Annotated in this window: 15 protein-coding genes; 9 read left to right on the top strand and 6 right to left on the bottom strand. The window is 69.1% G+C overall.

The window, feature by feature from the left end; genetic code table 11:
* Window positions 1–29: 29 nt before the first annotated feature.
* Genes C1930_RS03920 through C1930_RS03910 form a run of 3 tightly spaced genes read left to right on the top strand, consistent with a single transcriptional unit; the run spans window position 30 to window position 1402 of the window.
* Window positions 30–614 (top strand): RNA polymerase sigma factor, encoded by a 585-nt coding sequence (locus C1930_RS03920; protein WP_108771135.1) that lies wholly within the window; start codon window positions 30–32, stop codon window positions 612–614.
* Window positions 611–937: a hypothetical protein gene (locus C1930_RS03915; protein ID WP_108748615.1), complete on the top strand. Its 327-nt coding sequence runs from the start codon at window positions 611–613 to the stop codon at window positions 935–937. The genes C1930_RS03920 and C1930_RS03915 overlap by 4 nt, the downstream gene beginning before the upstream one ends.
* A 3-nt stretch (window positions 938–940) precedes the next feature.
* Entirely contained in the window at window positions 941–1402 is a 462-nt protein-coding gene (locus C1930_RS03910; protein WP_108752248.1) for a DUF3106 domain-containing protein, read from the top strand.
* A gap of 78 nt (window positions 1403–1480) precedes the next feature.
* On the opposite strand, the gene C1930_RS03905 is transcribed toward C1930_RS03910, so the two are convergent.
* Both C1930_RS03905 and C1930_RS03900 read right to left on the bottom strand, forming a co-directional pair.
* Window positions 1481–2560, bottom strand: coding sequence for an NAD(P) transhydrogenase subunit alpha (locus C1930_RS03905; protein ID WP_108771134.1), 1080 nt, complete (start codon window positions 2558–2560; stop codon window positions 1481–1483).
* 52 nt (window positions 2561–2612) lie between these two features.
* Window positions 2613–4931 carry a DUF1631 domain-containing protein gene (locus C1930_RS03900; RefSeq protein WP_108771133.1) on the bottom strand — a complete coding sequence of 773 codons (2319 nt, stop codon included), beginning with the start codon at window positions 4929–4931 and terminating at the stop codon, window positions 2613–2615.
* Between the two features lie 331 nt (window positions 4932–5262).
* On the opposite strand from C1930_RS03900, the gene C1930_RS03895 reads away from it, so the two are divergent.
* From C1930_RS03895 to C1930_RS03880, 4 genes are read left to right on the top strand one after another with little or no spacing between them, the layout of a single operon-like run.
* Complete coding sequence (locus tag C1930_RS03895; protein ID WP_108755478.1) at window positions 5263–5841, top strand: nitroreductase; 579 nt, start codon at window positions 5263–5265, stop codon at window positions 5839–5841.
* A 5-nt stretch (window positions 5842–5846) separates the two neighbouring features.
* The gene (locus C1930_RS03890; protein WP_108772536.1) at window positions 5847–6779 is read left to right on the top strand and encodes a 5'-3' exonuclease H3TH domain-containing protein; all 933 of its coding nucleotides are present in this window, start codon (window positions 5847–5849) and stop codon (window positions 6777–6779) included.
* On the top strand, window positions 6776–7330 hold the full coding sequence (locus tag C1930_RS03885; RefSeq protein WP_108755477.1) for an NUDIX hydrolase: 555 nt from the start codon (window positions 6776–6778) through the stop codon (window positions 7328–7330). Before C1930_RS03890 ends, C1930_RS03885 begins: the two co-directional genes overlap by 4 nt.
* Window positions 7323–8120: an N-formylglutamate amidohydrolase gene (locus C1930_RS03880; RefSeq protein ID WP_108757646.1), complete on the top strand. Its 798-nt coding sequence runs from the start codon at window positions 7323–7325 to the stop codon at window positions 8118–8120. The genes C1930_RS03885 and C1930_RS03880 overlap by 8 nt, the downstream gene beginning before the upstream one ends.
* A 96-nt stretch (window positions 8121–8216) precedes the next feature.
* Here C1930_RS03880 and C1930_RS03875 read toward each other — a convergent pair whose 3' ends face one another.
* Window positions 8217–8888 carry a hypothetical protein gene (locus tag C1930_RS03875; RefSeq protein WP_108755476.1) on the bottom strand — a complete coding sequence of 224 codons (672 nt, stop codon included), beginning with the start codon at window positions 8886–8888 and terminating at the stop codon, window positions 8217–8219.
* Window positions 8885–10297 carry an MFS transporter gene (locus tag C1930_RS03870; protein ID WP_108755475.1) on the bottom strand — a complete coding sequence of 471 codons (1413 nt, stop codon included), beginning with the start codon at window positions 10295–10297 and terminating at the stop codon, window positions 8885–8887. The genes C1930_RS03875 and C1930_RS03870 overlap by 4 nt, the downstream gene beginning before the upstream one ends.
* Window positions 10298–10387: 90 nt before the next feature.
* Here C1930_RS03870 and C1930_RS03865 point away from each other — a divergent pair, with 90 nt between their 5' ends.
* Window positions 10388–11287 (top strand): LysR family transcriptional regulator, encoded by a 900-nt coding sequence (locus tag C1930_RS03865; RefSeq protein ID WP_108757645.1) that lies wholly within the window; start codon window positions 10388–10390, stop codon window positions 11285–11287.
* 141 nt (window positions 11288–11428) lie between these two features.
* Here C1930_RS03865 and pip read toward each other — a convergent pair whose 3' ends face one another.
* Together pip and prmC are read right to left on the bottom strand one after the other, a co-directional pair.
* Entirely contained in the window at window positions 11429–12370 is a 942-nt protein-coding gene (pip, locus tag C1930_RS03860; RefSeq protein ID WP_108748607.1) for a prolyl aminopeptidase, read from the bottom strand.
* Window positions 12371–12419: 49 nt separating this feature from the next.
* Entirely contained in the window at window positions 12420–13277 is an 858-nt protein-coding gene (prmC, locus tag C1930_RS03855) for a peptide chain release factor N(5)-glutamine methyltransferase (RefSeq protein WP_108755474.1), read from the bottom strand.
* A gap of 334 nt (window positions 13278–13611) precedes the next feature.
* Here prmC and ahpC point away from each other — a divergent pair, with 334 nt between their 5' ends.
* Window positions 13612–14175, top strand: coding sequence for an alkyl hydroperoxide reductase subunit C (gene ahpC / locus C1930_RS03850; RefSeq protein ID WP_107229920.1), 564 nt, complete (start codon window positions 13612–13614; stop codon window positions 14173–14175).
* Window positions 14176–14185 lie beyond the last annotated feature (10 nt).

Here is a 14185-nt window from a genome sequence, read left to right as displayed (position 1 = left end):
TCAACCACGGGCGCGCTCACGCGTTGTCGATGGTGACCGTGAGCGAGGAACCGTACCCTGTGCTGGTGAGCAGCCCTCTTCCCCCGACCGCTGACAGCGAGGCCTTGCCGGCGTCGCTGGAGGCGTTCCTGGCCGGCGTCGGCCCGCGCGCGTTCCGCTTCGCCGAAGCCGGACTGCGCCAGCGCGACGATGCGCTGGACGCCGTGCAGGATGCGCTGATGCGCATGCTGGACTACGCCGACAAGCCCGCCACCGAGTGGGCGCCGCTGTTCTGGAGCATCCTGCGCCGGCGGGTGATCGACATGCAGCGGCGACGGCGCTTCCGCCTGCCGTTCTGGCGCGACAACCAGGACGCCGACGGCGGCGAGATCGACTGGGCCGACCCCGGCCCGGACCCGGCGCAGGCGCACGAGCAGCGCCAGCAGTACCAGCAGCTGGTGCAGGCGCTGCGCACCCTGCCCGCGCGCCAGCGCGAAGCCTTCACCCTGCGCGTGCTGCAGGACCTGGACGGCGCCACCACCGCGCGCGCCATGGGCTGCAGCGAAGGTGCCGTCAAAACCCATCTGGCACGCGCCCGACAGGCGCTGCAGGACCATCTGGAGATCGACCCGTGAACCGCTCCCTGCCTTCCGACGACGCCCTGCGCAGCCTGCACGGGCACGCGTTGCAGTCGCTTTCCCCGGCCACGCTGGCGCGGCTGCGCCAGGCCCGCCACGGCGCTGCAGGGGCGCGCCGCGACCGTGGCCGCTGGTGGCTGGCTACGGCGTGTTCGCTGGTGGTGGCGCTGGGCATCGGCGTGCAGTTCACCGGTACTGCCCCGCATACTGCGCCGGTGGCGCCGCCTGCCGTGGCCGCGGTGGACGACAACGGCGCGCTGTACGACGAGAATCCCGATCTGTACCTGTGGCTGGGCGACACCGACCTGGCGATGGAGTGAACCATGCTGCGAGTTTCAACCCTGCCGATCCTGATCGCCCTGGCCGTGCTGCCGGCGGCGCCAGCGTTGGCCCAGTCCTCCGCACCGGCCGCGCCCGCGCGCGTGGCACCCGCTGCGCCGCTGCCGGCGTGGGAACAGCTGAGTCCGGCCCAGCGTGAGGCCCTGCTGGCGCCACTGCGCGACCGCTGGAACGGCGCCGACGCCGCGCAGCGCCAGCGCATGCTGTCGCACGGCCAGCGCTGGCAGTCGATGAGCCCGGAAGAACGTGACAAGGCGCGGCGCGGGTTGCGCCGCTTCGAGCACATGAGCCCGGAACAGCGCGAGCAGGCCCGCGCCTTGTTCGGGCAGATGCGCCAGCTGAGCCCGGCCCAGCGCGATGCGCTGCGCGAGCGCTGGTCGCAGATGACACCCGAGCAGCGCAGCGACTGGGTGCGCGACAACCCGCCGCCGGCCAGGCCGCGGTAAGACGCCGGGAACGGGGCCGGGAACGGGGTCAGAGCCCTTTGCTGGCGCAAAGGGATCCGACCCCTGGCCCCGCGCGGTTCACGGCTGCCAGCGCGTTTTCGCCAGCAGTTCGTCGTCCCAATCGAACGCGACCTGTCCTTCGCGCACGAACAGCGCCACGAAGTTCAGCAGGTTGCGCGCATACATCTCGCTGGCCTGGGTGGCGCCGCGACTGGCCAGGTGCAGCGGCCCGTCGATCACCACGCCGTGGTGTTCGATGCATTGGCCAGGCTGGGTCAGTGCACAGTTGCCGCCACTTTCGGCGGCCAGGTCGACAATCACGCTGCCCGCCGCCATGCCTTCGGCCATGGCCGCCGTGACGATCGTCGGCGCCGGTCGCCCCGGCACCGCGGCGGTACAGATCACCACGTCCACGCTGCGCAGGTGCTCGCCCAGCCGCCGCTGCTGTTCGGCGCGTTCTTCGTCGGTCAGCGCGCGCGCATAGCCGCCCTCGCCCACCGCGCTCACGCCCAGGTCGAGGAAACGCGCGCCCAGCGACTGGATCTGCTCGCGGGTTTCCGGCCGCACATCGAAGCCTTCCACCTGTGCACCGAGACGGCGCACGGTGGCAATGGCCTGCAGCCCGGCCACGCCTGCGCCGATCACCAGCACCTTGGCCGGCCGCACCGTGCCGGCGGCGGTGGTCAGCATCGGGAAGAAGCGCGGCGCGCGATCGGCGGCGATCAACGCCGCCTTGTAGCCGGCCATGCCGGCCTGCGAACTGAGTACGTCCATGGCCTGCGCACGGGTGGTGCGCGGCAGTTGCTGCAGCGGGAAGAGTCGCAGGCGGTCGTCGGCCACCAGCGCAGCCAGGGCGGGATCGGCCGCCGGCGCGAGCAGGCCGACCACGCTGGCACCGGGCTTGAGCAGGTTCAACTGCGCCGCGGGCGGGTTCTGCACGCACAGCAGGATATCGATCTCGGGCCAGCGCGCCGCGTCGAACGCGCGTGCGCCGGCATCGTCATAGGCGGCATCAGGGAAACCGGCAGCCAGGCCGGCGCCGGCTTCGTACCAGACGGTGATGCCCAGTGCGCCCAGCTTCTTCGCCGTTTCCGGCGTCAGCGCCACGCGCCGTTCGCCCGGCGCGGTCTCCTTCATCCCCAGCAACGCCACGGCCATGCAGGTCCCCGCTGATCGGTGAGTTTTCCCGATCCTAGCAGGGGTGCCGGGCTCAGTGCAGGGTGGCGCTGCCCGGGTCCAGGCGGTCGATCACGCCCTGCATGGCGCTGTCGAAGGCGCCATCGTCCACGTGGGCGCGCAGGCGGCCCAGGCGCACCATCACCGCCAGTTCTTCCGGCGAGGCCACGCAGAAGCGCACGCCGCGGCGGTTGACGAACAGCAGGCGCGAGGAGATCGGGCTGACCCAGGACAGCTTGCCGGCCTGCACCTTGCCGTCCTTGTCGACGAAGTCCAGCCAGTTGCCGATTTCCATGCGGCGGAAGCGATCGGCGTCGGCATTGTCGAAATCGTCGGTATCCACCTGCCCGCCCAGTTCGACGGCCGCCGTTTCCGGCGCCGGCGGCGTCGGCAGCGCCACCTGCGGCAGCTCCGGCAGCGCGCGCTGCAGTTCCGGGCGCGATTCGGCAATGCCCTGCAGCGTGTCGTGCAGTGCATCGATCGCCGCGCTGGCGGCATCGCCGTGCACGCCCACGCTGGCAAACACCTTGGCCAGCGCCGGCTGCCAGGCCTGCAGCCACGGCTTACCGACGATCTGGCGGCGCGCTTCGGCCACTTCTTCCAGCAGGCCATCGCCCAGGCTGAGGGCCTCGGCCACCGAACTGCCTTCTTCGCCCTCGCGCAGCAGCGCCAGGGTCAGGTGGTGCTGCCACGGCTGGCGCAGGAATTCGGCAATGGCCGATGGCAGCGTGGCATCGCCGATGCGCCGGTCCAGTTCGGCACCGGCCCGGCTACGGGCCATTTCCAGCTTTTCCTGGCCGCGCTGGGTCTCGGCGGCACGACGCTCGGCGATTTCCACGCGGCGGCGGTGCTGCACCAGGAACTCGCGGAACTCTTCTTCCAGGGTCAGGAAGATGGCCAGGTTCTCGTTGAACTCGGCCACCAGGCGTTCGATGATTTCTTCCACCTTGGCCATCAGCATGCGCTCGGCCTGGCTTTCGCCGGTGTTGCCCTCGCAGGCCTCGGCCAGCGAATTGAGCAGCTTGCGCGCCGGGTGGGTCTTCTGCACGAACATGCGGCGGTCGAGCATGGCCACCTTCACGAACGGCACCACCAGGCGGCCGATCAGCTCGCGCGAACGGCCTTCCAGCTCGCGCTCGTCCAGCATCACGTCGAACAGCATGCCGACCAGATCGATCGCATCCTCGTCCTGCGGGTCCAGGCGGGTCTGGCCGGGATCGGCGCCGAGCCGGGTCGCGCTGGACAGCACTTCACTCTTCAGGCGCTGCGCCAGCGATTCGCCGTCTTCGCCGATGGCCGCCCGCAGCGTGGCGCTGGGCGTGGCCTGCAGCAGCGACAGCACCGACATCATCTCGCGCTGGCTGAGCGGGCGATGCTGGCCCACGGCCACCTGCGCGGCCGACGTTGCGTCTTCGCGCACGTGGCGGGTCTGCTGCAGCAGTTCATGCAGGGCTTCCAGCAGCATGCCCTGCTGGCCACCGTAGCCTTCACCGGCCGGGCCTTCTTCCATGCCCAGGTGCTGCTGCATGTGCCCGCGGCGCTCGGACCAGCGCGCGGCAAAGCGCTGCGCCCAGGCCGGCGCGGCCTGTTCCTCGTCGCTGAAATCGGTGTCGAAGCCAGGCGCGGCGCGCTGTTCGACCAGGTCATCCAGGCCCGGCGGCGGCCGCGACGGCGCGGCGGAGGGGACACGACGCGGCGCGCCCATCTGCGGCATCACCCCGGCGGCAGCCAGTTGTTCGTCCAGCTTTTCGTAGATGCGCCCCACCGGCACGCGCAGGTCGCGCTCGCACAGCTTGATCAGCACCAGGTGCACTTCCGGGGCCAGCTCGCAGTGCGCGAACGCCTCGTGGATGGCCACGCCCAGGTGCTCGGGGCTGACCGGATTGCGGTCGGCATCCAGTTCGCCGGCGCCGACCAGCCAGCCCAGCCGGCGGTCCAGGCGCGCCAGCACCGGCTTGAAATCGCGCAGCAGCACCGTGGCGAAGTTGCGCACGGCCAGCCGCGATTCCAGTACATGTTCGGGAATCAGGCTCAGGCCTTCTTCGGCCGGCCCGGACAGGGTGGCCTCAGCCGACAGCGGTTCGCCCGTGGCCAATGCGGCCCAGGCCCGCTGCAGGTGGCCGGCATAGGCGGCCTCGATCTCGGCGCGACGGCGGCGCAGTTCACGCATGGCATCCAGAAACAGCAGCTGCGACGCGCCGGCATTGCCGGCACGGTCGAACAGGGCATCGTCGAAGCGGGCCAGTGCCGCGGCAAATGCCTGGCACAGCGCCGGCAGGACCATGTCCCGGGCAAGCTGAAGCTGGGCCGGGTCACGACCCGGCGATCCCATCGGAGTGGGCGCGCTCATCATTCGGGAAGGCTCCCCACCTTCTCTATTGCGACTGACATCATGGACATCGCGACGGCCGGTGCACCCCATGCACCGGTACGCCGATGGTAGGCCGGCCAGCCTGTCACGGACAGTGAAACAGTCCTCACTTCAAACCTCACGACCGGCGGCCCGGCAAGACGGGTATCGTAAGCCGTGCGGGGCCTGCGAGGCGAGGGGAAGCGGCGTTCGGCGCCGCGCCAGTGGCATGACGTTCATCACAGTTTGTTATTTGAATGGCAGACGCGACACGACGGGCGTCATCAACCACCCCGACTATAATCATGTGCCCGTGATGACCGGTTCAGACTCCATGCCCGACCCCGCTGCCCTGCTCGCCTTGGATGCCCGCCGCTCGGTGCCCTCGCGGCAGCTGGGCGAACCCGGACCGGACCCGGCCACCCTGCTGCGCATGCTGACCTCGGCGGTGCGCGTGCCCGACCACGGCAAGCGGGTGCCGTTCCGCTTCCTGAAGATCGCCGGCGATGCGCGTCACACTCTGGGCGACTTCCTGGCCGAACGCAGCCGCGAACGCGATCCGCACGCCGGCGATGCCGTGTTCGAAAAGGACCGGCAGCGCTTCAGCCACGCCCCGCTGGTGATCGTGGTGGTGGCCAGCCCACGCCCGGACGCCAAGGTGCCCGAGCAGGAACAGCTGATGACCGCCGGCTGCGTCTGCTTCGCCCTGCTGCAGGCCGCGCAGGCGCTGGGCTTCGGCGCCCAGTGGCTGACCGCGTGGATGGCCTTCGACCCGGCCGTGCACGCGCACCTGGGCCTGGCCGACGGCGAGCGGATTGCCGGCTTCATCCATATCGGCACGCCCAAGGCGGCCGTGCCCGAGCGCGAACGCCCGGATGCGGCGGCCCTGCTGCAGGACTGGACCGCACCGTGAATGCCGTGAGCGCCCAGCCCGCGCCGCCGCTGTACCTGGTCGATGCCAGCATCTACGTGTTCCGCGCCTGGCACTCGCTGCCGGACGAGTTCCAGGACAGCCAGGGCTGGCCGACCAATGCCGTGCACGGCTTTGCCCGTTTCCTGCTGGACCTGCTGGAACGCGAGCGTCCGCGCCATATCGCCATCGCCTTCGACGAAGCCCTGGACAGCGGCTTCCGCCACCGCCTTTACCCGGCCTACAAGGCCAACCGCGACCCGGCACCGGAAGCGCTGAAGCGCCAGTTCGTGCACTGCAAGGCGCTGTGCGCCGCGCTGGGGCTGGCGGTGCTGGCCCGTCATGATTTCGAGGCCGACGACCTGATCGGCAGCGCCCTGCACCGCCACCGCGGCAGCCACCGCGGGGTGATCATTTCCGCCGACAAGGACCTGTCGCAGCTGCTGCTGGACCACGACGAGCAGTGGGACTACGCGCGCAACCAGCGCTGGGACGTGGCCGGGGTGAAGGCCCGCCACGGCGTGCACGCGCACCAGATTGCCGACTACCTGGCGCTGTGCGGCGATGCCGTGGACAACATTCCCGGCGTCAGCGGCGTGGGCGCCAAGTCGGCGGCGGTGCTGCTGGCCCATTTCGGCAGCATGGATGCGCTGTTCGAACGTATCGATGAAGTGCCGTTCCTGCGCCTGCGCGGTGCGGCACAGATGGCCGTGCGCCTGCGCGAACAGCGCGAGCACGCCCTGCTGTGGCGGCAGCTGACCACCATTGCCCTGGACGCGCCGCTGGACGGCAGCGCACTGGGCCTGCTGCGCCAGCCCGCCGACCCGGAACTGCTGGATGGCCTGTGCCAGACCCTGCGTTTCGGGCCGCTGACCCGGCGCCGCCTGTTCGCCGCCACCGGCATGGCCGACCCTCTTCCCACACCCAGCGAGCCCGCATGAGCCAGCGCAACACTGAAGCACCGCGTGTCGTCTACGAAGGCAAGTACCAGCGCATGGTGGTGCGCGGCACCTGGGAATACAGCGAACGCACCCACGCCGGCGGCCTGGCCGCGATCATCATTGCGGTCACTCCCGAGGACAAGGTGCTGTTCGTCGAACAGTTCCGCGTGCCGTTGCAGGCCCCGACCATCGAAATGCCGGCTGGCCTGGTCGGCGACGTGGATGCGGGCGAATCGATTGAAGCATCGGCGGTGCGCGAGCTGGAGGAAGAAACCGGCTGGACCGCCGACCATGCCGAAGTGCTGATGATCGGCCCGACCTCGTCCGGCGCCAGCAGCGAAAAGATCGCCTTCGTGCGCGCCACCGGCCTGCGCCGGGTGGGCAGCGGCGGCGGCGATGACAGCGAGAACATCACCGTGCACGAGATCCCGCGCAGCGACGCGGCGGCCTGGCTGGTGCAGAAGATGGGCGAAGGCTACGCGCTGGACGCCAAGCTGTGGGCGGGGCTGTGGATGATCGAACACCACCTGGATGGGCGCCCGCGTGGCTGACGCCGACCTGCACGGGCTGCCGGCACTGCTGGGTGCCGACGACCCGGCCATCTACACCGTCCACCGCGCACAGGGGGCGTCGCCCTACCTGCTGCTGGCCGACCACGCCGGCCAGCAGGTACCGCGCGGCCTGGCACAGCTGGGCCTGCCGCAGCACGAACTGGATCGCCACATCGGCTGGGACATCGGCATTGCCGGTACCACCCGTGCACTGGCCGGGCTGCTTGATGCCTGGGCGATCGAACAGACCTATTCGCGCCTGCTGATCGACTGCAACCGCCCATTGGCGTCGCCCACGCTGATTCCGGAAGTGAGCGACCACACGGTGGTGCCGGGCAACGCCGGGCTGTCGGCAGCGCAGCGCCAGCAGCGCATCGACGCGATCCACGCGCCCTACCACGCGCGCATCGATGCCGAACTGGACGCACGCCGCGATGCGGGCCGGCCGACCCTGCTGGTGATGATGCACAGCTTCACCCCGGTAATGAACGGCGTGCAGCGACCGTGGCACGCCGGGGTGCTGTACCACCAGGACACCCGCTTCGCACAGGCGCTGCTGCAGGCCCTGCGCAACGAAGGCGATCTGGTGGTGGGCGACAACGAACCGTATTCGGTGAACCGCAGCAGCGACTACGCAGTGCCGGTGCACGGCGAAGACCGTGGCTTGGTGCATGTGGAACTGGAGATCCGCCAGGACCTGATTGCCGATGCCGCCGGCCAGCAGGCATGGGCGCAGCGGTTGGCGCGGATGTTCAGCGCACTGCAGCCGGCGTTGTTGGCGGCGGCATGAGCGCCATCCACGTAATCAAAGGACGGTAGCGCCGGGCCATGCCCGGCGGCATCGGAATCCACCGTCGCGTTGCGCCTCGCCGGGCATGGCCCGGCGCTACCGCAGGCGGGGCGCGTCCATCCACGGGAACGGCTTGAACCCGCGCACCTGCACGGTCGCGCCGATCGCCTCGAAGTCCTGCTTGATCGCCTGCGCGCGGTTGCGGTCCAGCGCTTCGCCCACCAGCAGCGGCAGTGCACGGCAACGTGCCAGCGCCTCGGCCACCGGCACCTCGTGCAGACGGGCCACGCGCTGTGCAGCGGCCTTCAGCTGAGCGTCCGGACAGGCCACCATCTGCAGATCGAACGAGGCGAAGATGCCCGCGCCCACACCGGCCGCGCGCGCCGCCGCCTGCGCTTCGGCCGTGGCTTCGCCCAGCGCCTCGTCAATGCCCTCGACCTGCTGGAAGGCGTCGTACTCGTGGTAGTACGCCAGCGCCGCTGCGTAGTCGGCCAGGCCGGACAACGGATGCTGGCGCTTCTGCACGTCCAGCACGTCGGCAAACGTGGCCGGCTCCAGGTAGGTGGTCAGCCCCAGCGCACGCGCCTCGGCCGGCACGTCGCTGTCATCGTCGAAGGCGGTGTCTTCGTCGGGCGGCAGCCAGAAGCGCGCCTGCAGCAGATCGCCTTCGCTGGCATGCACCCAGCCGAAGGATGCGTACACGTCGTGGTCATCGTTGCAGGCCGCGAAGGCCTGCAGCGTCTGTTCCAGGTCCAGCAGTTCGATCATGCGTCATTGGCCAGGCAGGCAGGGGCGTTCGAGTCTACCGCTGCCGGGCGCAGGCCCAGCGCGATCAGCACACCGAACAGGGCGAACAACGCGGCACCATATTCGGCACGCACCAGGCCATCCAACGCAGTGGCCGACCCCGCCGCGCCGGCGCCGGCATTGGCCACCATCACCAGCACCGCCAGGCCCAGCGCGCCGCCGATCTGCTGCGCGGTGGCGGCCATGCCAGATGCGACGCCCTGCTGTGCAGCCGGCACGCCCTGCCCGGCCACGATCCACATCGAGGTCCAGGTCATGCCCTGGCCGATGCTCAACACCACCACGCCCGGCAGCAGCGGCCAGAAGTTCGATCCGTGCGGCAGGGTGGCCGCCACCCAGGCGATGCCCAGGGCACCGGCCAGTTGCCCCAGCACCAGCACCTTGCGTGCACTCCAGCGCTGCAACGCCCATTCGGCCAGCTGGATGCCCAGCGTGCACACCGCCGTGGCTGGCAGGAACGCCAGACCGGCCTGCAGCGGGCTCCAGCCGTAGCCATCCTGGAAGTACAGCGCCATGAAGTAGTACTGCACGCCATAGCTGCTCATGAAAGCGAAGGTGAGGCCGAGCGCTGCGCGCAGGCCCGGCAGGCGCAGCAGCGCGAACTGCATCAGCGGATCGCGGCTGCGCTGCTCGATCTGCACGAAGGCCACCAGCAGCAGCGCCGACAGCACCAGGCAGCCCAGCGTGGCCGGCGCGGTCCAGCCCCATTCCGGCCCCTGCACCAGGGTGGTCACCAGCAGGCTGCCGCCCAGGGTGACGGTGATGCAGCCAGCCAGGTCGAATGAACGGCCCTGCGCACGCGGGCCATCGGCCGGCAGCCACGCACCGGCGGCGATGGCACATGCGGTGGCCAGCGGCACGATCACCGCCAACACCGCCGGCCAGCCGAAGGCCTGGGTCAGCACCCCGCCCAGCAGGGTGCCCAGCGCCAGACCGACCGCGCTGGCCATGCTCCAGATCGCCAGCGCGCGGTTGCGCACCGGGCCTTCGGCATACAGCGTGTTGATCAGTGCCAGCGTGGCCGGGAACAACAGCGCGGCGCCGATGCCCTGGGCCGCCCGCGCGATGATCAGCAGCGTGGCATTGGGTGCCAGCGCGCCCAGCAGCGAGGCCAGCGCGAACAGCAGCATGCCCAGCCGGTAGAAGCGGCGGCGCCCGATCAGGTCGGCCGCGCGCCCGCCCAGCAGCAGGCTGCCGCCGAACGCCACGGTGTAGGCGCTGACCACCCACTGCAGCTGCTGCGCGTTGATCTGCAGCGCGCGGCCCATGTCATGCAGGGCGACGAAGATGATGGTGGCATCCAGGGCGATGATCAGCTGCGCGGTGGCAAGCAGGGTCAGCGCCCAGCGGGGGTACTTGAGGGGAGGCATCGGTGGTCTGGAACAAGGGGGGAGCGCAGTCTCATTGATGCAGCACGATCAATAAACCCCTCCACGTCGATATCTGCGATGATTTTTCGCATGAATGGACCGTCAACCGATCTCAACGCCGTGCGCATGCTGGTCCAAGTGGCCGAAGCGCGCAGTTTCACCGTGGCCGCCGGCCAGCTCGGGCTGAGTCAGTCGGGCCTGTCGCGCGCCATTGGGCGGCTGGAGGCCGCACTGGGGGTGAAGCTGCTGCAGCGGAACACCCGCAACGTGGCGTTGACCCCGGATGGCCGCCAGTTCGTGGAGCAGGTAACGCCCCTGCTGTGCGGGCTGGAAGACGCCGAACGGCAACTGGCCGATCGCCCGTGCATGCCCTCGGGCGTGCTGAAGATCAGCGCACCCTCGATGTTCGGGCGCAAGGTACTGGTGCCGATGCTGGGGCCACTGCTGGAACGGCATCCGCAGCTGCAAGTAGAAGCCGTGCTCAGCGACCGGCTGGTGGACCTGGTGGAAGAAGGCTTCGATGCGGCCCTGCGCACCGGCCCGATCGCCGACCAGCGCATGGTGGCGCGCGCGCTGCGACCGCTGCGCTGGGTCACGGTGGCCAGCCCGGCCTATCTGGCCCGTTGTGGCACGCCCCTGCAGGTGGCCGATCTGCAGGCCCACGCCTGCCTGGCAGTACGCAATCTGCGCAGTGGGCGCGTGGTGGACTGGCAGTTCATGCAGAACGGCCAGCTGTGCGAAATGGCGCCCGCCACCCGCATGGTGTTCGACAGCGGCGACCCGCTGGTGGAAGCCGCCATCGCCGGCATCGGCATCGTGCAGGTGATGGATTTCGCCGTGGCCCACGCCCTGGCCGACGGCCGCCTGCAGCGCGTGCTGCAGCCGTTCGAAGGCCGCAGCCGCGCCCTGTCGCTGATCTACCCGCCGTCGCGGCAGCACTCACCGAAGCTGCAGGTGTTGGCCGAAGCCCTGCTGGCCGGGCACTGGTAGATCCACGCCATGCGTGGATGCGACCCACAGTAGATCCACGCCATGCGTGGATGCGACCCACAGTAGATCCACGCCATGCGTGGATGCTTGCGCACGGGGTCAGCGCCCTTTCCGCGGGAAAGGGATCTGACCCCTTCGGCATTACGCGAAGCTGTCGGTGGCGCGCACCAACGCGTCCACGTTTTCGGCTTCGAACGCCGAATGACCCGACGCCGGGGTGATTTCCAGCTTCGCCTTCGGCCACACCTTGGTCAGGTCCCAGGCATTGGCCAGCGGGCAGACCACGTCGTAGCGGCCGTGCACGATCACGCCGGGAATATCGGCAATGCGGTGCGCGTCGCGCAGCAGCTGGTCTTCCACCTCGAAGAAGCCGCCGTTGACGAAGTAGTGGTTCTCGATGCGGGCGAACGCCAGGGCGAAGTGCGGATCTTCGTGGCTGTTGATGAAGTCGTCGTCCACGTGCAGGAAGCTGGTCGCGCCTTCCCACACCGCCCACGCCTTGGCCGCTTCCAGCCGGGTGGTTTCGTCTTCGCTGGTCAGGCGGCGATGGAACGCCGAGATCAGGTCATGGCGCTCGACCGCCGGAATCGGCTTCAGGTAGTGCTCCCAGGCATCGGGGAACAGGCGGTTGGCGCCTTCCTGGTAGAACCATTCCAGTTCCCAGCGGCGCAGCATGAAGATGCCGCGCAGCACCAGTTCGGTCACCCGCTGCGGGTGGGTTTCGGCATAGGCCAGCGCCAGGGTCGACCCCCAGCTGCCGCCGAACACCTGCCAGCGATCCACCTTCAGGTGCTCGCGCAGCTTTTCGATATCAGCCACCAGATCCCAGGTGGTGTTGTCGACCAGGTCCGCGTGCGGGGTGGAACGGCCAGCGCCGCGCTGGTCGAACAGGATGATGCGGTACTTGGCCGGGTCGTGGAACTGGCGCATCTTGTCGCTGCAGCCGCCACCCGGGCCACCGTGCAGCATCACCACCGGCTTGCCGTCCGGGTTGCCGCACTGTTCGAAGTACAGCGTGTGGCGGTCGTCGACCTTCAGGGTGCCGACGTCGTAGGGGGTGATGGCGGGGTACAGCGTACGCATGCTTGCAGCTCCGTGGTGGTGCCCTGCCGCTGGCAGGAGAACCCCCATTCTAGGCCGGTCGCCGCCCCAGGGTGACCCGGTCGCGCTGTTCAAGGTCCTGCGCGGTGCTTACCTCGGCCAGGCCCGCGGCGTCGAACAGCGCGCGGATCGCCGCGCCCTGGTCCCAGCCGTGTTCAACCAGCAGCCAGCCACCGGGCTGCAGGTGCGCGCAGGCCCCTTCGGCAATGGCGCGGATGTCGTCCAGGCCATCCACACCCGACGCCAGTGCCGTGGCCGGTTCGAAGCGCAGGTCGCCCTGCTGCAGGTGCGGATCGTCACTGGCGATATAGGGCGGATTGCTGGCGATCAGGTCGAAGCGCGCGCCCCGCAGCGGCGCATACCAGTCCTGCCCACCTTCGGCGAAGCGCACGTTGCGCAGTTCATGGCGCGTGGCATTGCGCGCGGCGACGGCCAGCGCAGCGGGGCTGGCATCGGTGGCCAGCACCTGCGCCTGCGGGCGCTCGCTGGCCAGGGCCAGGGCGATCGCACCGCTGCCGGTGCCGAGGTCGGCCACCTGCAGGGCGCGGTCCAGCGGCAGGCGCTCCAGCGCCAGCTCCACCAGCAGCTCGGTTTCCGGTCGCGGGATCAGGGTAGCGGCGTCGACGTCCAGATCCAGGGTCCAGAAGCCACGGCGGCCGGTCAGGTAGGCCACCGGCTCGCCAGCCATGCGGCGGGCCAGCAGCGCCTCGAAGGCGGCCTGTTCAGCTTCCGGCAGCGGATCGGTGGCGTGGGCGAACAGCCAGCTGCGCGGGCGCTCCAGCACGTGCAGCAGCAGCAGTTCGGCCTCGTGGCGGGCGTCGAGGCCGCCAAGGCGGGCGCTGGCCGCGGCCACGACCTGGCGCAGCGAGGATTCGGATTCAAAGGACATGCCGCAATTGTAGAGTCGAGCTTGCTCGACTGCTTCGGCAAAGCGGTCGAGCAAAAGCAGTCGAGCAAGCTCGACTCTACAAAAGCGGGGTTCGTTCAGGTTGGCGGGAATGGGATAAGGGCGGGCTATCAGCACTACGCCGCCGGTTCAGTAAATTTTCCTTTCCATACAGATAGTTGCAGGAACGTCAGCGTCCAATCAGCAAGCTACCCATTGAATTGCAATAGATGGCATCTATTAAATAGATGAAATCAATGCATTGTTCTTATCGATTCGGAATCGGTAACCTAGCTCCTGTCGATTCACCCACTCCCCTTCACCCAGAGGAAAAACGATGTCCCTGATCAACACTCCGATCCAGTCGTTCGAAGCCAATGCCTACCACAACGGCGAGTTCATCAAGGTTTCCGACAACAGCCTGAAGGGCCAGTGGTCCGTCCTGATCTTCATGCCGGCCGCCTTCACCTTCAACTGCCCGACCGAGATCGAAGACGCAGCTGACCATTACGCCGAATTCAAGAAGGCCGGCGCCGAGGTCTACATCGTCACCACCGATACCCACTTCTCGCACAAGGTCTGGCACGAAACCTCGCCGGCCGTGGGCAAGGCCCAGTTCCCGCTGGTGGGCGACCCGACCCACAAGCTGACCCGCGCCTTCGGCGTGCACATTGAAGAAGAAGGCCTCGCGCTGCGTGGCACCTTCATCATCAACCCGGAAGGCGTGATCAAGACCCAGGAGATCCACTCCAACGAGATCGCCCGTGACGTGGCCGAGACCCTGCGCAAGCTGAAGGCCGCCCAGTTCACCGCCGCCAACCCGAACCAGGTCTGCCCGGCCAAGTGGAAGGAAGGCGAGAAGACCCTGACCCCGTCGCTGGACCTGGTCGGCAAGATCTAAAGCGCTACCG

Source organism: Stenotrophomonas sp. SAU14A_NAIMI4_8 (assembly GCF_003086695.1).
In the GTDB taxonomy this organism is placed as follows: Bacteria; Pseudomonadota; Gammaproteobacteria; order Xanthomonadales; family Xanthomonadaceae; genus Stenotrophomonas.
The sequence above is the reverse complement of the archived record's forward strand: the minus strand, read 5'-3'. Positions and strand labels throughout refer to the sequence as shown.